Here is a 22,031-nt window from a genome sequence, read left to right as displayed (position 1 = left end):
CTATGGCAAGGAAGAGTCTCTTCAAAAAAAAATTAGGTTTCGTTAGCAAAACGATATTTTTATGCAATATAGTTGCTGTATTCTTTTTGTTGTTGAGCTATGCAGCATCTTTCATAAATCCCAAAACAGCCTGGTTTCTTCCTTTCTTTGGTTTGGGTTACCTCCCAATTTTAATCGTCAATATCGGTTTTGTATTGTATTGGCTACTGCGTCGTCCGGCATATGCTCTCTTTACTTTGATTCCCGTTCTCCTTGGTTGGAATCTACTTACCCAACATATAGGTTTTCGATCTAAGATTAAGGATGTTAGTAAAAATGAACAAACTATACGCGTGATGAGTTTCAACGCCCACCTTTTCAACGAAGTGAATGAGATGCCGTCCACGACCATTCGAGATGAGGTCGTAACTCTTATAAAAAACACCAATCCCGATGTTCTCTGTATCCAGGAGTTCTTTACAAAAATCAAAGGAACCAAACAAATGAGCGACCGTATCTTGGCAGAGAGTGGACTGCAAGATTATTTTTTTGAACCGGCAACCAAAAGTGAACATGAAGGTTATGGACAAGTCATTTTTTCCAAGTATCCGATCATCCATTCGGGCACCATTACGAAGAATGAATATGGTATTAACCGCATCACCTTTGCCGATATCGTAAAAAACCAAGACACGATCCGTGTCTATAATGTACATTTACGTTCCTTTGGGCTACAAACAGAAGACAAGGAGTTTATCCAGAATCCGTCCAACACATCCAGTGAAGACCATGCCACCACACGTGTCGGCCGAAAATTAAAGTATGCTTTTGAACGGCGAGGCCAACAAGCAGAGGCGCTCCGCGACCATATCGTCACGACCCATTACCCTATTATTATCATGGGTGATTTCAATGACACGCCGATGTCGTATAGTGTAAACCTTATTGGAAAGGGAATGAAAAACACTTTTCAGGAAAAAGGTCAGGGATGGGGAGTTACCCATTACGAGATGCTTCCTATTTTTCAAATCGACTATATATTTTGCAGCCCACAGTTTCAAGTCGAACATTATAGGATAATCAAACAAGAACTTTCCGACCATTACCCTCTTTTTGCAGATATTAGATTGTAACATACGATTCTTGTCAAAACGGTCATATCAACTCGTTATCCCGGGCATATTGTTAGCATCTGCGCGATAGACTGACAATTGGCTTTTGCCATCATTTTTCGACGATGGGCAACAATTGTGTGAATATCCGCAGATTTACTAAGTATCCCATGGGGTTTGTAGCGCAAGATGTTTCTAATGACAGCGGGTGAAATTGCACTTGTAATAAAAACAATCTTGGCTTGATTATTCAATCTGTTATTTAACGATACAATTGAAATTAAAAGAATGAAACATAACTATATCAAGACACTAGTGGCCTGCTTTATAACGGTTGCTGTATTTGTATCTTCTTGTCAGAAAGAAAATGGCGTAGACAATTTACGTGGAGAAGCGACTGTTACCATCAACATGCAGGGCGTAGGACGTTCAACTGGTAATAAAGCCAAAGCTGGTTTACGTGCATCTGCTAACGCAGGCAACACGATCGCGACACCCGCTATACAACGTCAAGTCATTAAATTTAACGATCAATTTAACATTACAGCAACCCTGAGAGAAGTAACTCCTGATGCTACACCGGCATTACGTGCTTCTGCAAAACGTGCGGAGACAACCGCAGCTGGTGCTGGCGATATCCTTCCTTTGACGGATGGTACGGTATATACCGTTGTCATATCTCAAGGTGACGAAGTAATAACTACCAAAACCTTCACACAAGGTGACGGTGAACATGAATTCAACATTGAGGCTGGCAGCTATACTTATGCAGCCTATGCCTACAGAGATGCAAGCGCTTCGGGCGCAGACCGTGACCCGCTTTGGGCATCGGGTACCTTGAGTGTAATGGCAGGCGAAAACAACACACTTACCATTGTATTGGAACATAAGCTCACCGAAGTAACCGTGGTATTCAATGCAGGTTCCGGACGCACTATTAACGCTGTTGGTTCAGGTACGCTTGCTCCAAACCAAACTTATACATTTAACGAGGAAACAGGTGTTGTTGCTTTTGGTGTAGAAACAACAGCAGCATCAATTAACTTTACAGAGCAAACCGCTGCTCAGACATGGACAAGCAATCCGATTATGATCGCGGTAGAAGATACGGATAATGGTATCGTCGAACTGCCTAATGTGATTATTAACAACATTCTGGGTTCTATTACCAGTAGTGGTTGGGCACTTAAAGCTGGGGTTCAATATCGGCTAGAACTGAACTTGGGTAATAAAGAAAACCAAGGAATTGATGTTGGTGGATCGGTGTGGTCACCGGGTAACTTGACTTACAATGCTTCTACAGGTGAATACGGTTTTTCTGACGCGAATAACCAACCTGGTGATTATTGGTTTGCTGGTTATACAAAACCTAAAGTCCTTCCAGATCCAAGTAACAGCAATCAAAAGCCAAACTTAGACACGAATGGTCCGTTGGGAGATCCATGTGCTTTGACTGCACCGATGCGTTCATGGAGACTTCCGACACGAGCAGAAATGAACCAGCTTCAAACAAACACAAATCCGGGAGGAGCCGACAATCCCGGAACTCCGCAATCTTGGGCTGTCGCCCGGTGGGTTGACACCTTTACACCCAGCACGGGTAACACTTTAGGCATGTTTTTCGGAACACAAGTTCATCCCGGTGTAGCCAATAGAGACAACTATCTTTTCTTGTTGTTCGGAGGCTCCTATAATGATGGCAATTCAATTTTTGGTTTGAATAGTAAAGGCTACTATCTTATATCAAATCCCACCACTAGTAGTGGATACGAATTTTTAGACATCGGTGGACAAAGAGAATCACTTGGTTGGGATATGGCCTTTGGTTACACAGGAACCCATGCCGTTCAAATTCGTTGTGTACAAAACTAGCGATATCACAATTTACACTTATATATAAAGGGGCTTTCCGAAAAGGTTAGCCCTTTTTTATTTTAACGGATAATCCTCATAAAACGAATCTACCTTTCTCAAAAAAAACACAACAACCTGAACAACAATATCTTAATAAAGTGTGATATGTATGTGAATACCGCTTTTTTTGCACAACAACAGCTAAATGCTATCATTGCGTTCAATTCTACGATAAAATTTTAGCAACGATATTTCGCAAAACGAATGTTAACGAAAAGCACACCATAATGAAAAAATCAAACAGACCCAAAATGAAAGATGTCAACGTCTCAAAAGCAAAACAGTCTTATGTTTCTCCAACGATCCAAGTACTATCAATCGCTATGGAATATTCAATAGCATCTGGATCGGGAATTGTCGATTCTGGATCGGTCACCGAAGAATGGAATCAAGAATCTGTTCAGAGCAAAGAACTTAACTGGTAACCCATTTAATATTAACACGCTCTAAGTCAAGAAAACTTATCAAACTAATCCCGACACCTCGGGAGAGCTCTAATCAACGAAAAAAACAATTAAATGAAAAAAATCTTACATCGTCCAACACTGAAGTTAGCTATCGGTATGGTCATTACCTTTATATTGTTTACGGGTTGTTCCAAGGAAGAAAACTCCGTCAATTCGGATAAGGTAGCCAAAGTACAGGTATTCGTTTCCGGTATTGAGAACGTAGAAACAGGTGCCCTAAAAGCCTCTTCCTCAAAAAAAGTCACATCAAAAAAATCCATTCCCGCAAGTCAGACCGTAAGTGTTCGAATGGATAACGAGTATTACATGCAGGCAACGCTATCCAGAAAATACGGAAACGACCAAGGATCCGACATGGCACGATTAGCTAAAGCAAATGTCACAAAGACCGCAGGGACAACCTTCAAAGCAGCCGCTAATCCACTACCCACCGGTGTTACCTATGGTGTCGTCGTTTACGATGCGGATGGAAACTATGTTGACCGTGCAGCGTATACCGTGGGTGGCAGCACGCCAGCCCCCTTCGAACTGGTCGCAGATCAATCTTATACATTTATCACCTATTCACTAAACAATTCAGATCCCTTACCGGACGCGGGAACAGCTCCTTTATCCGCAACAAAAATAGAAGGCATTGCCGGAACAGCTGATCTCCTCTACACCCGAATTGATCAAGTGGTTACTGGTGGACAAAACACCCTAAATATTACGTTGAAACATCTTTTTAGTGAAATTACAACAACCATAGATGGAAGCCAAATCGGATCAATCGAAGTGGCAGACGATTTTTATATAGGTCCACATTACGATCAAGCAGATCTGGAATTCACGGATGGAACGATAACGTACCATAACTTAAGCACGAATGGCTCTCCCGTTCAAATGGGAGCAATAGGGGGTACCAGCATCACATCTTTGCCAGCAATTGTCGCTACACCTAGCACTGCAAACGGTATTCTAAAAATCGGAACAATCAAAATTGGAGATGTCACGAAAAATAACGTAGAGATTGGCGGGATTACTATTATTCCTGGTGAGCGTTACGATCTAAATCTTACCATTAAAAAACATCCACATGATATTGGAGGATTGATCTGGGCCGAAGGCGATCTTGTTTATGACACCGATACAGATGTATACAGCTTCTCACAAAACCCCGGCGACGGTAGCTATTTCCCTTTTGGACATCTGTATCCGTATGGGGACGGCCGGGAGTTTGATCGCACTGCAGCGAACTTAGGAGATCCATGCGCTTTCGTGATGGAGGGGAATCAATGGCGCACACCAACCAAAGAAGATTTTGAGATTTTAACTGGCGAAGACGATATATCGGAGGCCCGCACGATTAACGGCATAAATGGCGCTTGGTATCCAACCATCGATGACGAGGGTATATTCTTTCCAGAGACGGGTCGCAAAACACCGTCGAATCCCAATGTCATCGGTCAACCGAGAGAAGGCTGGCGCTGGTCTTCAACTGCCCTCTGGATTCTTTTTGCCGGCACACACCCAGATACAGGCAATTGGTATAGTTACGTTTCCAACCGCGATGGTGGGTTCTCAACCGTAGACTGGGGCATGAAAATCCGCTGTGTCAGAGATTTAAACTAACCTACCTACCGTTTCAAACGACTAAAAAAAACATGCGTTTTTAGTCGATGACAACAACTATATGGTTGCGCTTGGCATGGACTTGTCCATGTCAAGCTATTTTTGAACTAAGAAATATACTTCAAGGATGACTAATTTAGGTCGACTTAACTATTAAATGAATCAGTACAAATAAGAAGAAACAGATTACGCAAGAAATTTAGCATCCCTTCGGAAGTCGATTTCAACGTATGGATGAGGGAGAGGGTAAAAATTTCAAGCCGGACCGATGAAATCTAAACAGGAACTTCAAATAGAAGCCGTAACGGCTATTATTAATGGGGAGCTGCTTCTGGGAGAAGCAATGGTAAAATACAACGTAAGGGACAAGCGCACCATATTAGCCTGGATCAAGAAAATCATGCCGTTACTTAAAAAATCAAACCCGGAAGCCGATGTGAGCTGGGATACGTCCCTCAAAAGGACAAGCGAAAAATCGGAGCCTTCTCATCAAGACTTAATAAGAGAAAACGCGTTATTGAAAAAATTAATAGACTTGCAAGATAAAGTGTCGGAGCTTGAAAAGACGAACACGCAATTGATACGTCATCGAAATCTCCTGATAGAAAAAGTATTCGCTTTGGAGTTGCGCATGCAAATACAGCAAAAGGACACGCAATAATTAATCCCGCTTTGCCGCCAAAAACTCCAACGCCTTCTGCACGAAATTATCGTTCCGATTCCTTACTTTGAAGTAGGCTTCACGACCAAAGTAGAAACGCCCCACTAATGCCTCTATATCCGTTTCGATCAAATCCCTTAACTCATTCTTCTTTCTGTCAGAAATTACAAAGCCTTCTTCACGTACAAAGTCGATAAAAGCATGGTATTCATTATCCGGCAAGTGATAGCCCTGCAAGAAATTTTCAATTGAATAGGCAGGTGCCTGCTTAGTAAACCGCGTATATACAAACTGCTCAATAAAGCTATATTGTATCAGATCTTGATAGAAGAGGCTCAATGCGTTCGAGTCCTGTGGCACATGAATATCGGGTAATATACCACCACCGCTGTAGACTTGCTTGCCACTCTTTGTTTCAAAGGCCTTCCCGTGCGCATATAAGGTATCCAGTGCCCATAAGCCGTTATACATGTTGTTAAAGTCGACCATATTTGACCAATTTGCCATGTACTTTTTTTGTATACTTCGCCCAAGAGGCGTGAAATAACGGGCAATGCTCAAGTTCACGGTAGAGCCGTCCGAGAAATCAAACTGCTCCTGTACGATCCCCTTTCCGTACGAGCGTCTTCCAATAATAGTACCACGATCCCAATCTTGAACGGCGCCGGCGACAATCTCACTTGCAGAAGCCGTATTTTCGTTGACAAGTATGGCCAGTTCTCCCGTGGCAAAGTTACCTCCCTGCGTACTGTCAGAAAAATATTCCCGTCGCTCCTCATGGGCACCCTGTGTATACACAATTAGCCGTCTATCAGCGAAAAATTCATCGGCCAACTTAATAGCCATATGGAAATATCCACCGCCATTGTCCCGGAGATCAAGAATAAGCTTGTTAGCGCCTTGTCTTTTCAGTTCGATAATCGCTTGTCGAAATTCGTCTGCCGTGTTGATACCAAATCGTCTTACTTTTACATAACCTATACCCGGCTTAATCATGTAAACTACATCCAACGAGCTTACTGTCACCTGATCACGAACCACCTTGATAGGCGTATCTATCTCGTTTCCTTCTCGCTTCACGTGAATACTGATGGATGTTCCGCGACGGCCGCGAATTAGCTTTTCGACACTTTCCCTGGAAATATGTACGCCAGCTACCGGCTCATTACCTATTTTCAATAACCTGTCCCCTACCCGAAATCCTGCTTTTTCTGCCGGTCCGCCATTAATCAGCGATACGATCATCAACGTATCGTTCAGATTAAAATACTCCATACCAATACCTTCGAACGTTCCTTCCAGAATTTCTGTCTGTCGTTGCGACTCATTAGGAACTAAATAATTGGAATAAGGGTCTAGATGGGATATAATATGATTGATTGCTCCATTTTGTACCGAGTCAATGTCTACGCTATCTACGTAAGCTTCCGCGACAAGGTCCAAGAGCTGTTGGACTTTCCAAGTATTACTTGAAAACCCGATAGGCACCAAACTGTTAACCGGTTTGTTCCCTTGTTCATCTACGTAGTTCTGCCCTAGCAGTATGCCCAAGAGCAGTACTGCTGCGTAAGTAGCTGCGACAAAGATATTCCGTTTAGTGCCTTTTTGCATGGATAAAATTCGGTTGCAAAATTAAAATAGTTTTCTCAAATATTTGCGTGATAAATTAACACGTATGCGAATAATATACGCAGAAAAAAAGGTTTTGTTCATAAGATGTAGGTAAAATCTACGTGATATTTATTTTTATCTTTGTTAAAACGTATTTGCTTTGCATGAAATAGAACCATATTATAATTGGCGCGATGATTATATCGCTTCAGAAGACGAAAAATCGCCTTTCTACGGTGTGGTATATAGCGAATTTGAATTCGACAAACAGATTTATAATTTTCTGCTCCATCCCCAGTGGGATGAATTCGGATCACTCACCTTATATATAAAAATCCTCTACGCTGATTATGATCGAGGATTTGCAATCATGGAATTAATCGGTGAATGGAACGATGCCATTTACAACGATATTATGCTGTTAAAGCGAGAAGTTGTCGATATCATGATTGCAGAAGGAATTAATAAATTTTTGCTTATTGGCGAAAATATACTCAATTTCCATAGTTCGGACGATTCGTATTATGAAGAGTGGTTCCAGGATATCGATGATGGCTGGATCGTCGCTATGAATTTTCGTGATCACGTTATCCAAGAGTTTCAAGCGCAAGGGATTGACTATTATATACACTTCGGCGGCGATTTCAATACATTCCCCTGGCGCACACTGAAACCTAAACAACTATACCATCATATACAGCAACGAATTAATAAGCGGTTGGGGATGTAGATCCCAACCGCTTATATCTAAACCTATCTCCTAAACTTATACCTTACCGTTCCACCAACTTTCATAGAATTTGAGGTTCCGAATGTTCCTGCTTCTATCTCGATGGCATCTTGGTTCCGTAGCGGAATCTGATACCCGGCGCCAATGCTTTTGTATAAGCTATAAACACTCCCTCCACTGCGCGTAACTCCATCTTCTTGCCTGAACGTCCCTCTATCGTGTCCCGCGCCTAATGCACCGCCAAGATAAAAATCACCGATATAATATCTCGCCCCGACATGAAGCGCGTATACCTCGTGGCGTAACGTCTCGTCCCCAAGGCTGGATTCCGTAAAATCTTTCCTTGTTTGTTCATAATTAAATCCGGCTGTAAACCCGACGTTCTTAAACGGGCGAAATTCATACATTAATCCTCCACCATAGGTTGGACCTTTGATATCGTAATCGTAACCTGCTATTGGTCCGATACTGAAATTATGCTTTTTAGGATGCATAAAAGACTATGCCTGCACACCCGACAACGTCATGCAGAAAAGCAGCAATAAAAATAAGTAGTGTTTGTTCATAATCGAAATATTAAAGTTTAACAAATTACTGATGCTCACGAAAATAGCCTAAAAACAATAGGGTACCAGCATCTTTAACATTTTTAACTTATAATTCTATAAAATGATATTAAAACCATTTATTCTCTATTGAAATTGACTTTCAGGGATTATACTAACAAACAACTAATAACAAATCCTATTTCAATACGATGGCAATTAAATTCAATGTTCACGAGATTGGAAGTAATATAAACAGTTTAAAAACAACTGAGTGAGATTACTTTTGAGAAAAATAATCCTTGATATTTTTCGATATTGATTTGATTATAAGCCAATATATCCTCACTTTTGCTTTGAACTCAAAGCAATATCATGCAAGAATTGATTTCATTCCAAAACAATCTATTGGCTCAATTGAGCAATAATAAGTTCCGTTATCTATATGATCAACTAAAAACGAATGAACGGCTTTTGGGTATAAAGGGGTTACGAGGGATAGGAAAAACAACGCTATTGCTGCAATATTTAGCATACACTTATCCGCATCAGGAAAAGGGGCTGTATGTAACTGCAGACCACCCTTATTTTTACACGGAAAGTCTATTTGGGTTAGCTTCACAATGGCACAGTTATGGGGGGCGAATTGCTGCTGATTGACGAAGTGCATAAATATCCAAACTGGTCGAGAGAATTAAAGCTTATCTATGACGGATTTCCCAAAATGCAAGTGTTGTTTACAAGTTCGTCTGCGTTGGATCTGTATAGGGGAGAATCGGATCTGAGCCGTCGCTTAGTGACGCAATTCCTGCATGGAATGTCTTTTCGAGAGTTTCTATACATAAATTATGATTATGATTTTAAGGTACTGAAACTTGCCGATATTCTCCACCATCAGGGAGAAGCAACAAAACAGATAACTGCCGAAATCAAGGTGTTGCCACTTTTTAAAGAATATCTAAACAGTGGTTATTTTCCTTTTGCAAATTCGGGAAATTCCGCTGATTTTGGCATGAAATTCAGCAACAGCCCAAAATGGGGAGTGTAAGGGAGACATTTTTTTTCAATCAACTGCGAAATGCCGGCCATAAGATCGAATTGGGTTTCGCAGGAGATTTTTTAGTGGACGAAATACAGACTTTTGAAATTGGAGAAAAAAACAAGACGCAAAAACAAATTAAAAATACAACCGATGCCTATATCGCTATGGACGACACGGAGGCAGGCATCGGTAACCGCGTTCCGTTGTGGCTTTTCGGCTTTCTGTATTAACGCATATATGTCTATATTTCCGCATATGCGTTTTTTTAAGAACAAGCTTTGCTTTTAGAAAGTCCGCTATTCCTTTTTCCTATAAGTTTCCTTAACTTTGTCGTACAACTGGCTAGAGCTGGTTAATGTGTTTCCAGAAGATCCCTCCTAGCGTCGGGATGACAGAAAGGAGACCGATATTTTTAATTTAACTTTTTAATTAACACTATGTCATTTAGGATAGAAAAAGATACCATGGGTGAAGTTCAGGTCCCTGCGGATAAATATTGGGGAGCACAAACCGAACGTTCACGCAACAATTTTAAAATTGGTCCGGCAGCGTCTATGCCAAAAGAGATTATCGAAGGTTTTGCCTATTTGAAAAAAGCGGCGGCTTTTGCTAATCACGAGTTAGGCGTTTTACCCGTAGAGAAACGCGATGCTATCGGTGCAGTCTGTGATGAAATCTTAGCTGGCAAGCTCGACGACCAGTTCCCTTTGGTGATCTGGCAAACCGGTTCGGGTACACAATCCAATATGAATGTCAACGAAGTAGTCGCTAATCGTGCACAGGTATTGGCCGGAGGCAAAATTGGTGAAGGCGAACCTATCCTAAAAGCGAACGACGATGTCAATAAATCACAATCTTCTAACGATACATTTCCCACAGGAATGCACATTGCGGCCTATAAAGCGGTAATGGAAGTAACGATTCCCGGTGTGGAAAAATTACGAGACACACTGCAACGTAAATCCGAAGAATTTATGAACGTCGTCAAGATAGGCCGCACGCACTTAATGGATGCTACGCCATTGACACTTGGCCAGGAACTTTCGGGTTATGTCGCGCAGCTCAATCATGGACTAAAAGCGCTAAAAAATACATTGGCTCACTTAGCTGAACTGGCCTTGGGTGGTACAGCGGTAGGAACCGGACTGAATACCCCTGTGGGTTATGATGTTGTCGTAGCCAAATATATTGCTGAGTTTACAGGACTACCTTTCGTTACGGCTCCGAACAAATTTGAGGCGCTAGCTGCACACGATGCTATCGTGGAAACGCACGGTGCACTTAAACAACTTGCGGTTTCCTTGAATAAAATTGCAAATGACATTCGTATGCTAGCTTCTGGCCCTCGTTCGGGTATTGGCGAAATCCTGATTCCGGAAAACGAACCGGGCTCTTCTATTATGCCAGGAAAAGTGAACCCAACCCAATGTGAAGCACTCACGATGGTAGCGGCACAGGTGATGGGAAATGATGTCGCCATCACTATCGGAGGTACACAAGGACATTACGAGCTGAATGTATTCAAACCGCTTATGGCGGCCAACTTTTTACAGTCGGCACGTCTTATCGGAGATGCTTGTATATCTTTTGAGGAACACTGTGCCGTAGGTATCGAGCCTAATTATGCGCGTATCAAAGAACTTGTCGATAATTCCTTGATGCTCGTCACGGCGCTCAACACAAAAATCGGTTATTACAAAGCAGCAGAAATCGCACAAACAGCCCATAAAAACAATTCCACCCTTAAAGAAACAGCCATTGCTTTAGGCTATGTAACAGCTGAGCAATTTGATGAATGGGTGAAACCAGAGGACATGGTGGGAAGCTTAAAATAAAGAAGTGATTGTACTTTTATTGGTAAAATATAGACTGTTTGCATGTCTATCTACGATGGTAGGCATGCTTCTTTTTGTCAGCAGCTGTGTACGCCATTCGGAAATGCAATCCGAAGGGGCAGATTATCTGCAAGGTGTATGGATGCAGGACAGTATTCCCCACCAATCGCAAATGATGGACTACACGTTGCATGAATTTAAATTTGTATGTGACTCCGTCTATACCACCATGCGTGTACATGCTAAAATGCAACGGATCCCGGATTCCTGTTACAAAGACGGAGAATGGACGGAATATGCAAGAGGTGTATATGTCATCCGTGGCGATAGTTTAATAGGTGAAGGCATCTACACCAAACCGAATGGCAAATACAAAACTTCCGGCTGTTATAAAACCGGAACCTACCTACCCCGCTACCGTGTGGCCTACCATGACACGGATTCTCTCGTGCTAGAAAGCCGTTTTGATCAACGGCCTATCATATTGCGGAAAACACATGGTATTAAGTGTGTTCCCAAAAAAAGATGGGAAGATTGATTTTTCTTCTTCTTTTCCCTAGATGGAAAAGAAGCAAAAGATCACGACTTGTATAATTCCGCTACCTTTTCTTGTTTATTTCGGAACAAAATAAACTCCCTTCGGTCAAACAAATTTTGTTCTTTTCGAAATAACCTGCGAAAAGCTGGCCGCGGAACGATACGATGTCGATTATAGCCCACGTACCGTGGGCTTAGGGTGTCTACATTGGTATTATCTTCTCATAGTATTACTAAACGGACATAGGAACACGTCATACGTATTGTACAACCCCTCCTTAACCACTTAATGTCGCATCCAGATATTTGAAGTATGTAGAATTTCATCCTTAGTACTATCCCTAATTTCAAATATCTGAAGCGACGATTTTTTTGGTTCTTTTTTGAGGGAAAAAAGAACGTAAAACTACGTTAATAAATTATTCTCATCCGTAGCAGACTTTAGTATATGTGTCTTCAGCTCATTTTCGGATTGCAGTAATTCCTGCTCGACGACCTTGCGTTTCTCTCTTCCTTCACGTTGTATCTGGAGCACTTGATCAATCGTGGAAACGATATCTTGGTTCGCTTTTTTGATCGTTTCTATATCGACGATGCCGCGCTCTGTTTCTTTCGCAATGTTAATCGTCGATTCCTTCAGCATCTCCGAATTACGTCGAAGTAACTCGTTGGTCGCATCTGTAACCGCTTTTTGAGCTTCCAGCGCGCGTTGCGAATGGGCAATACCTAACGTCAGCACCATCTGGTTTTTCCATAAAGGAATGGTGTTCACAAGTGACGACTGAATCTTTTCCATTAACGCGGAACTGTTGTTTTGTATCAGTCTGATCTGTGGTGCGGTTTGGAGTACCACCATACGCGTAAGTTTTAGATCGTGGATTTTGCGTTCGAAGCGCACCACGTGTTGTTCCATATCCTTGTACGCTTGTACTTTATGTTGGTCACCGGACGCTTCCGCTTCCGCTTTTAACGCTGGCAACGTAACTGAATGGACTTCCTGCAACTTCTCCTCTCCCGCCGCTATGTAAAGTGATAGCTCCTTAAAATAATTTTGGTTCTCCACAAAAAGCTTATCGAATATATTGACATCTTTTGCCAAATTCTTATAGTGCCCCTCCAGCTTCAATTCAATCTGGTGAATATTCTTTTCGACCGATTGATATTCGGTGCGCATGCGTTTTACTTTTTTCTTCAGATTGTCAAAAAAAGGAATTAAGGGTTTTTTATTGAGGTTTTCATCAAAGGATTTTATGTCCGACCGTAGGTTCAACAAGATATCCTCTGCTCCCCCCATATCTTTGGTGCGTACCTGCTTCAGTATTTCATTGGAAAAATTACTGACTTTCGTTTGGCTCCCGACACCGTACTGGATTACGTCCGTAGTTGATGTCAAGTTGATTTTATCTTTATATTGCTTTATCACGGCTTTATCTTCATCGGAGAAATTTACCGATACGTCCTGGCCTTTTTTATTTTCTTCGCTATCGCCGTATGTTGTCAAATCTAGATTTGCCATAAGTTAATCTTTTAATAGGTTCCTATTTTTTAATGTCTGTATATATACATCTGTTTCGGCTGACACGTCTAAAATGCCCGCTTTAAACTGATTGGTCACTTCCTGTTCGATAGCTATTGCCGCTTTCGCAATTACTTCTTCCAATTTCTTTTTGGATTCTATCGCCACCTGGTTATTAAGCCTTGAATTTTCAATTTCATCGTACTTCATTAATACATTGACGACCGTAGAATGTCTAACAAGGAATTTCTCCGCTTCGATTTTATCGCGTTGCTCCAACAAATGAAAAAGGTGGATGATCTTATCGATATTCTGATGTATTGCCCGATTATTGATTGCTTTACGCCAGTACAATAGCCTCTCAATAAAAAGTTGAGGTGTATCCAACGTCGCTTGAGGCAATTGTTGTAATCTATTTCGGGACGACGCTGTCGGAATCCAGGCCAACGGACGCACTTCTGCCAACTCCAAACGCTGTAGATAGGGTTTCGCTCGATTCAATAGTAAGCCATTTCCGACAATATAAGAAGTTACATACCCCCCGAGTGTCAAGAGCATGCCTTGCGAGATCGCGCCAAAAAAGTAAACGAACGAAGCGAACAACGCCAGTTCCACCATCAATAGTGCAATACCTGTAGCATACCAGGAACGGATCTTGCTTTTTTGGGCTTGGGATAACATGACGAAAGGGAAGATATGCACTGGAAAAGGAATGAACATGGCAATGGATATGAATGTCCATGTTAACTGTCGCAGTTCCCAGCGTTTTGGTTTCTTCGTTGCAAATCCCATGTTGCAATTTACTTATTTTTCATTAAAAATTTGTTTTTTTAATCTCCCCCTCCCTAACAAAATATGTGCACCAAAAGCTAAAACACTGAAAGTCGCGCCGACTAAACACACGCCTGTCCAACCGGCATATTGCCAACCTACAGCACCCAGATAGGTTCCTAAAGACCCTCCAATAAAATAGCTGACCATGTAAACCGTGTTTAGCCGATTAGTAGCATTGGTAGGCAAAGCAAAAAAATCAGACTGATTCATGATATGCGAACTCTGCAGTCCCAGATCAATCAAAATAATACCCATAATCAATCCCCAATAGGTATATCCTCCAAAAAAGATAAACAACCAGCTTAGCAATAATATAAACAGCGAGTAATAAATCAATTGGTATCGGGTAAATCGTTGGGCCAATCTTCCAACAAAAACTGCTGCCAAAGCGCCTACAGCACCAATCAAACCAAACCCTCCTACTACCGATGAACCCGCATTAAACGGGTCCCCTTCCATATGGAAGACAAGTGTTGTGAAAACGGCAGACATGGCGCCAAAACCCATTGCTCCACGGAACGATGCGAGTTGCAGGACGGGTTGGGTTTTCGCCAGTTGCCATACCGATTGCATCAATGAGCCGTAAGATCCCTCAAAATTAGGTGGTAATTCCGGCAGGTAGCGATATACAAGCAGCCAGGCAAGTATCATCATACCCGCCGCTATTTCAAACATCGTCCGCCAACCCCACAGCTCACCGACTACGCCGCTGAAAAAACGAGATAATAATATCCCGATCAGCAACCCAGACATAACCATACCAATGTTAACTGACTTTTTCTCCGGACTGGAAAGCTCCGCTGCCATCGGCACAAATAGCTGCGGAATCACGGAGGTAACTCCGATAAAGAAACTAGCTACAAAAAGACCCATCAGCTGTCGGGTAAACGCCATAAACAGCAACGCCAGAATAACCAGCCCCAAATCCACCAGAATCAATTTCTTTCGCCAAAGCTTATCTCCCAACGGCACGATGAATAGTAATCCGCAAGCGTATCCTATCTGGGTCAACACCGCAATTTTACTCACACTACTTTCGCTTACCTGAAAGTCCGTAGCAATCAGCCCCAAAAGAGGCTGATTGTAATAGTTATTGGCCACGACCAGGCCGGATAGAACGGCCATCAACCACAATATAGCTGGTGTTAGCCGTGTTTTCTGCATATCGACTTGTCTATTTTTCATTCTATTGGAAGCAAACTTAACCAATAAAAGAAAAGCCCGCAATGTATGCAGGCTCTTCCTTTGTAAATTTGCCGTTTGTTATTGCTGTTTTTTATAGATATAATGCTCCGCCAAGTCTCCTGTAATTTCATTACCTTCTTGATCTAACTGGAACAAAATATTTTCCCCCACTTTAAGCTTAACATTCGTATCTTTTCCCTTCAAATGTACGACAGAGCCGCTATTTTGCCATTCAAATTTTCCTTCGTCCTCAAATTCGGTATCTCTTTCCAAATATTCGCTATGCATTTGAAATGTTTCATCTTCACGGAGCACCAGCACTGTTTTAATACCAGGGCAATCTGCGCACGGTAAAGTTGCTTCGTAGGTTCCCGTCCAATCGACGGAGTTTTGGGAATTATGTGCCGGATCGGGGTTTTCCGTTTCCAAAGGCCTGGACACCATTTGGTCTTCCAACGAGTCTCTTAATTCTTCCGAATTCGTTTGCGAGTTATTAGGCGATGTGCAGGCAGAAAAAGCAAATACTGCCAACACGATATAAAATAAGTGTTTCATAACTTCTTTTTTTCTCTTGAATAACAAATTGCCTGCCATTCCTAGATTGCGTGGAGGTTGTCTATGTCCCTTTTAAACACACCTTACCGTTCCCAGCGAATTTTCTCCTCGATGGGAGAACGGACCGGTTCACGCGGCTCACTGTTATGATGTCCCATATAGAAAAGACCAACACATCGTTGATTGTCTTCTAAGTTCAAGAATGATCCTAAGTGATTAATAAGACCCGGGGAGGCCCAATAGCCCCCAATACGGAGTGAATGTGCCGCTAACCACATATTTTGCACAGCACAAGCTGTCGCTGCCAATTCTTCCCATTCGGGAAGTTCACCTGTGTAATTCACAATAATAGCGATCGCCACATTAGACATCGTCGCTTTCTTTGCCATATTTTGTTCCGCCAGTTCTGTATATTTTTCGGATGGGGTGATTTCTTTATAAATCCGGCCGAGCTCCGCGCCTAAACGATTTAATCCATCCTTTTGAAATATCACAAAACGCCACGGCTGCGTACGCTTGTGAGTAGGCGCAACATTCGCTGCTTCCAAAATAGTAAGAATATCTTCTTTGGAAATATCTTCACTGGTAAAACTATTCTGGTTTATTGTTCTTCTGCTATGAATAGCTCTTAGTACTTCGTTGTTCATGTTTTTTTCGTTACTCATTACTTGTTATTCATTATCTAATTCATCACTTATAATCCATCACTCATTTTCCACTTCTTTCTTCCCAAATACGGGCAATATGCAAGATGGTCAACACCGCTTTTTCCATATCCTGCTTACTGATCCATTCCATTTTACCATGGAAGGCGTGTCCGCCTGCAAATACATTTGGACAGGGCAGCCCCATAAACGAAAGCCGCGATCCATCCGTACCACCACGTATACTCCTCCGCTCGGGTGCAAGTCCGACCCGTTTAATAGCTTCCAAACCAACCTCCATAATCTCCGGATGCTGATCGAGAACCTCTTTCATATTCCGATACTGTTCTTTAACATCGAAGGCATAAGATACGCCCGGATAGCTTGCCACCACATTTTCTATGATACGTTGCAGTATGTCTTCATACTCTGCCAATTTAGCTGTATGGTGATCTCTGATGATAAAATTGATTTCTGCTTTATCTACGCCTCCCTTCATTTCGGTTGGATGGATAAATCCTTCTTTCTCTACCGTTGTTTCCGGCGACAATTTCTCTTTTGGTAAATCTGCGATAATATCGGCCGCCACCTTCAGCGCACTAACCATTTTTCCCTTGGCAAAACCGGGATGCACGGATATGCCGTGAATAATGACACGCACACCATCTGCCGAAAACGTCTCGTCTTCGATGGTTCCTGCTTTTTCTCCATCTATCGTATAGCCAAACTGCGCACCTAATTTTTTTAAGTCCACATATTCAACACCTTGTCCTACTTCTTCATCAGGCGTAAACAATAACTTGATTTCACCGTGCTTTATCTCGGGATGATCCATCAACAAACGTGTGGCATCCATAATCTCCGCCACGCCGGCTTTATCATCTGCCCCAAGCAACGTGGTACCGCTGGCTGTAATTATATCATGACCTAATTGATGTCGCAGATCGGGGTGCTCGTTATATTTAATAATGACAGACGGATCATCCGGCAATACAATATCTTGCCCCTGATAATCCGTGTGTATAAGCGGTTTCACATCTTTTCCCGAACAATCCGGTGAAGTGTCCACATGGGAGCAGAAACATATAACCGGGACTTCTTTATCTGTATTCGACGGAATAGTTGCATAAACATAGCCGTATTCGTCGAGATGGGCATCCGTTATTCCCATTTGTTGCAACTCCGACACTAAAAGTCTACTCAAGTCCTTTTGCTTTTCCGTAGAAGGAAAGGAAGTCGCGTGGGGGTCGGATTCCGTATCAATCTGAACGTAACGTATAAAACGTTCCACCACTTGAAAATCGCTTACCTTATTTATGTCAAAATAAATCATACAAACTTGTAATTATCATTCAAAGGTAGAAAGTTTTACAGTTTTTTCTCAAATTTGCAGCCTAATTACACAACATCTATGTACAGAAGTATATTCGCTTTACTATTGAGTTTCTCTTTTTCGACTGTTTTTTCACAGGAAAAGCTTTTTAAAATTGACTATAAACTCGCGCTTTCTTCAGAAACACTTACGCAAGCTGACACAACCGAAGACAATTCTCTTGCCTTGTTATCAGCACTGGCAGCGGCATTCGTTGAGGATGACACACCACAAGTGCAAGCTTGGGTAAACCAAAATTTTATCCGGGTGGAAACGCAAGGTATCACGCAGACCAACCAGATCCAAATTACCAACCGCAACACAGAAGATTCGTATATCCTCCACCCTTCTATGCAGGCGTATACCAAAACTACCGATGCAACGGATAAAGTGAATATCCATGAAACTGAGGACGACATCGCCGTTACGAGCACAGCTGATTTGCCTATACGTTTTGTTGCGGACACTAGCAAGACCATAGCTGGCTTACCGTGTAAGTTGGCCGTTTTAGAATTTGATTCGGATGAATTTGATGCCGCTCTCACAGAAGACACAAAACTGGAAATCTGGTATAATGAAAGCCTCCCTTCCTTATACTGGGGAGAATATGCTTATCTCAAAAATATTCCCGGCGCAGCGTTGTATATTGGTGCTTTCGGAATCGGCATCGAAGCCAGTGCCGTAAATGAAATTGATTTTGACCCATCGCTCTTCGAAATTCCCGAAGACTATACGTTACAAGAGAATATTTATGCCCTCAGTTTCTTTGATATGCCGCTAGGCCATGATTTATATGCATTCCAGGATTCCACAAGCCACCTTATCGGTATCCGGGATAACAGCCAACAGGTCATCGTGGAACCAAAATACGCTTCCATCAATGAATTTATAGGGACACGCGCCATTGTCACAAACCCGGATTTCCAATATGGCATTATTGATACAAACGGACAGGAAGTTGTTCCCTGTACGTGGGAGTACTTAGCTCTGGATCCTGAACTTGAGGTTATATTCTTCTCTATAGACGGTAAAACGGGGGTCATGGATTATAACCAAGAAACTCTTATTCCCGCTCAATATGACCATATTTCGTTCTTTTCAAAAGATTACGCGTTATTTTCCGAAGATGGTAAGACGGGATTAATAGATCTAGATGGCAAAATCGTTTTACCTGCAGTTTTCGAAACCATCATGGAATATGACGAAAGCCACGTCATCATCATCGAGAACGAGCGTTATTATGTCGTGGATATACAATCGCAGCAAAAGACCACAACAGGACACGATTACCTACTGCTGGCAAATGAGGATGACCTGGTAGTAGCGCTTCAAGACAATAAGTATGGCTACATTACCAAAGATGGAAAAATAGCCATTCCTTTTAAATATGAATACGCTACACCATTTTATGGTGGTATAGCGGCGATTAACGAAACCGATGATGACGATGTGTTGTATATCAACACCAAAGGGGAGTATGTGCAGATGGAGGAAACGGAATAATCCGTAAATAACTCGTGATATTTAACCAAAAGGGCGGCTATATGGCCGCTCTTTCTTATTTTTGGAGCATGACGATCAAGTCTTTCCATATAGCGACACTACATCGCGGGAGATATATGCTGCTCCTTTTAGCCGGAGTTTGCTTGGTAACTGCGATCGCTTCCCGACTTCCTATATCCGAAATCGCTAAGATTCTCGTTGTGTTGGTAAGCCTGCCGTTACTGATTTTCTGTAGCACCAGATGGAGCAAAAACGATTCGGTGTGGACCATACAAGACGGAAAGATCATGATACAATTTAAGAATCAACAAGCGGATTCTTTTCCGTTGAACGATATTAAATACCTCCGCAATGTGCCACGATCGGGCGGCAATCTGATGTTGTTTTTCTTTAGGAAAGACAAAACACCAAAAAGGTATTGGCGCAATAAGTTATTTGAAAAAGCCGACGACCTCGATGCGCTTGTTCACGCCATAAAACAAGAGGGCATCGAATATTATTATATGTAGATGATATGAAGACAAAATCACTTTTACTGTTTTTAACGCTTTTCCATACTGCCCTATTTGCACAAAGGGAGGGCTATTGGCAACAAGGGGTGGATTACAAAATGAATATTGACGTTGATGAAAAGAATTATCGGTACCAAGGAAAAATGACTTTGAACTACACCAACAATTCCAATCAAGCACTTGAAAAAGTATACTTCCACCTATATTTTAACGCGTTCCAACCGGGAAGCATGATGGATTACCGGTTAGCCAACATCGCTGATCCTGATCCGCGGATGACCTCCAATATTGGCACAACCGAAACTCCGAAGATCCAGAGTCGAATTGCAACATTGACACCGGAACAAATCGGTTATCAACGTATACAATCGCTCACCATGAACGGACAGCCCACGACTTTTAAAGAAGACGGCACCATACTGGAAGTTACTTTGCCTACGCCCATTCAACATGGAGAAACAACGACGTTCGACATGAGCTGGGAAGCCCAAGTACCCGAACAAATACGCCGTAGCGGCCGAAATTCCAAAGAAGGCGTAGCGTTATCCATGACGCAATGGTACCCCAAGATGGCACACTTCGATGAGTTTGGCTGGCACTTAGATGAATATGTTGCCCGTGAATTTATTGCGCCCTTTGGTAATTTTGATGTAACCCTGCACCTCAACAAGGATTATGTTGTCGGAAGTTCCGGTGTATTACAAAACCCAACGGAAGTAAAAGGATACGACAAAAAAGCAAAAGTAAATTCTTCCAACGGAAAAGCTACTTGGAACTTCAAAGCTGAGAACATACATGATTTCGCCTGGGCAGCCGACCCTAAGTTTGTCGTCGATTCGGCCAAAAGTAAAGGTGGGGTAACGGTGTATACCGTATACCTGCCAACGAATAAGCAGGTGAAGGAAAACTGGAAAATGGCTCAAGGATTGGCTACGGAGTTTTTTGATTTTTGTGCCGAACGTTTCGGTGCGTATCCTTGGCCTACATATACTATCGTGCAAGGGGGTGACGGTGGTATGGAATATGGCACGGCAACCTTGGTGACAGGTGGACGCAGTATCAAAAGTTTGGTAGGCGTTATTTTCCACGAGGCTGCTCATTCGTGGTACCAACATCTATTCGGAATCAACGAAACGGTAGACGAATGGTTTGACGAAGGATTCACCAGTTATATAGAGGAATTGGGCTTCCAAAGTTTGTTCGAAAAAAGAGGAAGCTTAGATAGCAACCCAGTCATCAACGCTTATCGAGCCTACTACAAATTGGCCTTATCTGGCAAAGAAGAGCCTATGAGTTTATTGGCTGATTATTACGACACCAACTATGGGTATACCCAACAGGCGTATAATAAAGGACAGGTTCTTGCCCAACAACTGGGCTATATTATCGGTCAGCAAAATTTGGATAAAACATTTTTGGAGTTTTACGAGCTCTGGAAGTTCAAGCACCCTACTCCGAATGACTTTAAACGTGTAGCGGAAGAAATCTCCGGCATCAACCTAAAATGGTACTTCAATCTATTTGTGAACACGACACGTAAGATCGATTATGCCGTAGAAAATGTCACTGACGAGGAAATCATATTAGTGAATAAGTCGAATCTTGCCATGCCAATTGATCTGTTAGTGGAATATGAGGACGGTACGAAAGAACTTTTCTATATCCCACTACGCGAAATGCGCGGTGAAAAACCTGCAGAAACTTTTTCTATATACGAGGGCGTGAAGCGTACCGTATTGGAAGATTGGTTCTGGACAAAACCGAGCTATACGTTGCCGATAAATAAGAAGCCGGTCAAGGTGCAGATAGATCCATCATTGCGCTTGGCCGATGTGGAATCGATGGATAATAGTTGGGTGAGATAGA

The 22,031-nt window shown here is 42.3% G+C and carries 21 protein-coding genes; 13 read left to right on the top strand and 8 right to left on the bottom strand.

All coding sequences use genetic code 11. The annotated features are described in order from the left end of the window. Positions 1–2: 2 nt before the first annotated feature. From G5B43_RS15250 to G5B43_RS15235, 4 genes are all read left to right on the top strand, one after another. Positions 3–1,112 carry an endonuclease/exonuclease/phosphatase family protein gene (locus G5B43_RS15250; protein ID WP_165295660.1) on the top strand — a complete coding sequence of 370 codons (1,110 nt, stop codon included), beginning with the start codon at positions 3–5 and terminating at the stop codon, positions 1,110–1,112. A 267-nt stretch (positions 1,113–1,379) separates the two neighbouring features. After that, positions 1,380–2,963, top strand: a complete 1,584-nt coding sequence (locus G5B43_RS15245) for a hypothetical protein (RefSeq protein ID WP_165295659.1) — start codon at positions 1,380–1,382, stop codon at positions 2,961–2,963. A 560-nt stretch (positions 2,964–3,523) separates the two neighbouring features. Next, positions 3,524–5,083: a hypothetical protein gene (locus G5B43_RS15240; RefSeq protein ID WP_165295658.1), complete on the top strand. Its 1,560-nt coding sequence runs from the start codon at positions 3,524–3,526 to the stop codon at positions 5,081–5,083. Positions 5,084–5,351: 268 nt separating this feature from the next. Beyond that, complete coding sequence (locus G5B43_RS15235) at positions 5,352–5,744, top strand: hypothetical protein (RefSeq protein WP_165295657.1); 393 nt, start codon at positions 5,352–5,354, stop codon at positions 5,742–5,744. Here G5B43_RS15235 and G5B43_RS15230 read toward each other — a convergent pair whose 3' ends face one another. After that, positions 5,745–7,355: a S41 family peptidase gene (locus G5B43_RS15230; RefSeq protein WP_165295656.1), complete on the bottom strand. Its 1,611-nt coding sequence runs from the start codon at positions 7,353–7,355 to the stop codon at positions 5,745–5,747. It lies immediately after the preceding gene. Positions 7,356–7,515: 160 nt separating this feature from the next. On the opposite strand from G5B43_RS15230, the gene G5B43_RS15225 reads away from it, so the two are divergent. Further along, positions 7,516–8,085: a hypothetical protein gene (locus G5B43_RS15225; RefSeq protein ID WP_165295655.1), complete on the top strand. Its 570-nt coding sequence runs from the start codon at positions 7,516–7,518 to the stop codon at positions 8,083–8,085. Between the two features lie 23 nt (positions 8,086–8,108). Here the strand turns inward: G5B43_RS15225 and G5B43_RS15220 are convergent, their stop codons facing one another. Next, entirely contained in the window at positions 8,109–8,579 is a 471-nt protein-coding gene (locus G5B43_RS15220; protein ID WP_165295654.1) for an outer membrane beta-barrel protein, read from the bottom strand. Positions 8,580–9,005: 426 nt separating this feature from the next. Between G5B43_RS15220 and G5B43_RS19555 the strand changes: the two genes are divergently transcribed. The 5 genes from G5B43_RS19555 to G5B43_RS15205 all read left to right on the top strand — a co-directional run bounded on the left by G5B43_RS19555 (position 9,006) and on the right by G5B43_RS15205 (position 12,045). Then, entirely contained in the window at positions 9,006–9,290 is a 285-nt protein-coding gene (locus G5B43_RS19555) for an AAA family ATPase (protein WP_206367382.1), read from the top strand. Continuing rightward, entirely contained in the window at positions 9,265–9,678 is a 414-nt protein-coding gene (locus G5B43_RS19550; RefSeq protein WP_206367381.1) for an ATP-binding protein, read from the top strand. The genes G5B43_RS19555 and G5B43_RS19550 overlap by 26 nt, the downstream gene beginning before the upstream one ends. After that, on the top strand, positions 9,666–9,902 hold the full coding sequence (locus G5B43_RS19270; RefSeq protein WP_206367380.1) for a hypothetical protein: 237 nt from the start codon (positions 9,666–9,668) through the stop codon (positions 9,900–9,902). Before G5B43_RS19550 ends, G5B43_RS19270 begins: the two co-directional genes overlap by 13 nt. 207 nt (positions 9,903–10,109) lie before the next feature. Beyond that, positions 10,110–11,507: a class II fumarate hydratase gene (gene fumC, locus G5B43_RS15210; RefSeq protein WP_165295653.1), complete on the top strand. Its 1,398-nt coding sequence runs from the start codon at positions 10,110–10,112 to the stop codon at positions 11,505–11,507. A gap of 4 nt (positions 11,508–11,511) precedes the next feature. Then, a complete protein-coding gene (locus G5B43_RS15205) occupies positions 11,512–12,045 on the top strand; it encodes a fumarate hydratase (protein ID WP_317167529.1) in 534 nt (177 codons plus the stop codon). A gap of 405 nt (positions 12,046–12,450) precedes the next feature. Here G5B43_RS15205 and G5B43_RS15200 read toward each other — a convergent pair whose 3' ends face one another. The 6 genes from G5B43_RS15200 to pepT form a co-directional block, all read right to left on the bottom strand. After that, positions 12,451–13,560, bottom strand: a complete 1,110-nt coding sequence (locus G5B43_RS15200) for a toxic anion resistance protein (protein WP_165295652.1) — start codon at positions 13,558–13,560, stop codon at positions 12,451–12,453. 3 nt (positions 13,561–13,563) lie between these two features. Further along, positions 13,564–14,352: a hypothetical protein gene (locus G5B43_RS15195; RefSeq protein WP_165295651.1), complete on the bottom strand. Its 789-nt coding sequence runs from the start codon at positions 14,350–14,352 to the stop codon at positions 13,564–13,566. A gap of 12 nt (positions 14,353–14,364) precedes the next feature. Beyond that, positions 14,365–15,579 (bottom strand): MFS transporter, encoded by a 1,215-nt coding sequence (locus G5B43_RS15190; protein ID WP_206367379.1) that lies wholly within the window; start codon positions 15,577–15,579, stop codon positions 14,365–14,367. A gap of 78 nt (positions 15,580–15,657) precedes the next feature. Further along, entirely contained in the window at positions 15,658–16,134 is a 477-nt protein-coding gene (locus G5B43_RS15185) for a copper resistance protein NlpE (RefSeq protein WP_165295650.1), read from the bottom strand. Between the two features lie 83 nt (positions 16,135–16,217). Beyond that, the gene (locus tag G5B43_RS15180; protein WP_240904881.1) at positions 16,218–16,781 is read right to left on the bottom strand and encodes a nitroreductase; all 564 of its coding nucleotides are present in this window, start codon (positions 16,779–16,781) and stop codon (positions 16,218–16,220) included. A 61-nt stretch (positions 16,782–16,842) separates the two neighbouring features. Further along, the gene (gene pepT / locus G5B43_RS15175) at positions 16,843–18,111 is read right to left on the bottom strand and encodes a peptidase T (protein ID WP_165295648.1); all 1,269 of its coding nucleotides are present in this window, start codon (positions 18,109–18,111) and stop codon (positions 16,843–16,845) included. 78 nt (positions 18,112–18,189) lie between these two features. On the opposite strand from pepT, the gene G5B43_RS15170 reads away from it, so the two are divergent. Genes G5B43_RS15170 through G5B43_RS15160 form a run of 3 tightly spaced genes read left to right on the top strand, consistent with a single transcriptional unit; the run spans position 18,190 to position 22,030 of the window. Further along, positions 18,190–19,653 carry a WG repeat-containing protein gene (locus G5B43_RS15170; protein WP_165295647.1) on the top strand — a complete coding sequence of 488 codons (1,464 nt, stop codon included), beginning with the start codon at positions 18,190–18,192 and terminating at the stop codon, positions 19,651–19,653. 14 nt (positions 19,654–19,667) lie between these two features. Next, positions 19,668–20,162 (top strand): hypothetical protein, encoded by a 495-nt coding sequence (locus tag G5B43_RS15165; protein ID WP_165295646.1) that lies wholly within the window; start codon positions 19,668–19,670, stop codon positions 20,160–20,162. 5 nt (positions 20,163–20,167) lie between these two features. Next, positions 20,168–22,030: a M1 family metallopeptidase gene (locus G5B43_RS15160; RefSeq protein ID WP_165295645.1), complete on the top strand. Its 1,863-nt coding sequence runs from the start codon at positions 20,168–20,170 to the stop codon at positions 22,028–22,030. Position 22,031 lies beyond the last annotated feature (1 nt).

It is taken from the genome of Sphingobacterium sp. SGR-19 (genome assembly GCF_011043555.1).
In the GTDB taxonomy this organism is placed as follows: Bacteria; Bacteroidota; Bacteroidia; order Sphingobacteriales; family Sphingobacteriaceae; genus Sphingobacterium.
The sequence above is the reverse complement of the archived record's forward strand: the minus strand, read 5'-3'. Positions and strand labels throughout refer to the sequence as shown.

Coding starts and splice junctions, on each gene's coding strand:
- G5B43_RS15250 (WP_165295660.1), top strand. CDS start 3: ATGGCAAGGAAGAGTCTCTTCAAAAAAAAATTAGGTTTCGTTAGCAAA.
- G5B43_RS15245 (WP_165295659.1), top strand. CDS start 1,380: ATGAAACATAACTATATCAAGACACTAGTGGCCTGCTTTATAACGGTT.
- G5B43_RS15240 (WP_165295658.1), top strand. CDS start 3,524: ATGAAAAAAATCTTACATCGTCCAACACTGAAGTTAGCTATCGGTATG.
- G5B43_RS15235 (WP_165295657.1), top strand. CDS start 5,352: ATGAAATCTAAACAGGAACTTCAAATAGAAGCCGTAACGGCTATTATT.
- G5B43_RS15230 (WP_165295656.1), bottom strand. CDS start 7,355: ATGCAAAAAGGCACTAAACGGAATATCTTTGTCGCAGCTACTTACGCA.
- G5B43_RS15220 (WP_165295654.1), bottom strand. CDS start 8,579: ATGCATCCTAAAAAGCATAATTTCAGTATCGGACCAATAGCAGGTTAC.
- G5B43_RS19555 (WP_206367382.1), top strand. CDS start 9,006: ATGCAAGAATTGATTTCATTCCAAAACAATCTATTGGCTCAATTGAGC.
- G5B43_RS19550 (WP_206367381.1), top strand. CDS start 9,265: ATGGGGGGCGAATTGCTGCTGATTGACGAAGTGCATAAATATCCAAAC.
- G5B43_RS19270 (WP_206367380.1), top strand. CDS start 9,666: ATGGGGAGTGTAAGGGAGACATTTTTTTTCAATCAACTGCGAAATGCC.
- fumC (WP_165295653.1), top strand. CDS start 10,110: ATGTCATTTAGGATAGAAAAAGATACCATGGGTGAAGTTCAGGTCCCT.
- G5B43_RS15200 (WP_165295652.1), bottom strand. CDS start 13,560: ATGGCAAATCTAGATTTGACAACATACGGCGATAGCGAAGAAAATAAA.
- G5B43_RS15195 (WP_165295651.1), bottom strand. CDS start 14,352: ATGGGATTTGCAACGAAGAAACCAAAACGCTGGGAACTGCGACAGTTA.
- G5B43_RS15190 (WP_206367379.1), bottom strand. CDS start 15,579: ATGAAAAATAGACAAGTCGATATGCAGAAAACACGGCTAACACCAGCT.
- G5B43_RS15185 (WP_165295650.1), bottom strand. CDS start 16,134: ATGAAACACTTATTTTATATCGTGTTGGCAGTATTTGCTTTTTCTGCC.
- G5B43_RS15180 (WP_240904881.1), bottom strand. CDS start 16,781: ATGAACAACGAAGTACTAAGAGCTATTCATAGCAGAAGAACAATAAAC.
- pepT (WP_165295648.1), bottom strand. CDS start 18,111: ATGATTTATTTTGACATAAATAAGGTAAGCGATTTTCAAGTGGTGGAA.
- G5B43_RS15170 (WP_165295647.1), top strand. CDS start 18,190: ATGTACAGAAGTATATTCGCTTTACTATTGAGTTTCTCTTTTTCGACT.
- G5B43_RS15160 (WP_165295645.1), top strand. CDS start 20,168: ATGAAGACAAAATCACTTTTACTGTTTTTAACGCTTTTCCATACTGCC.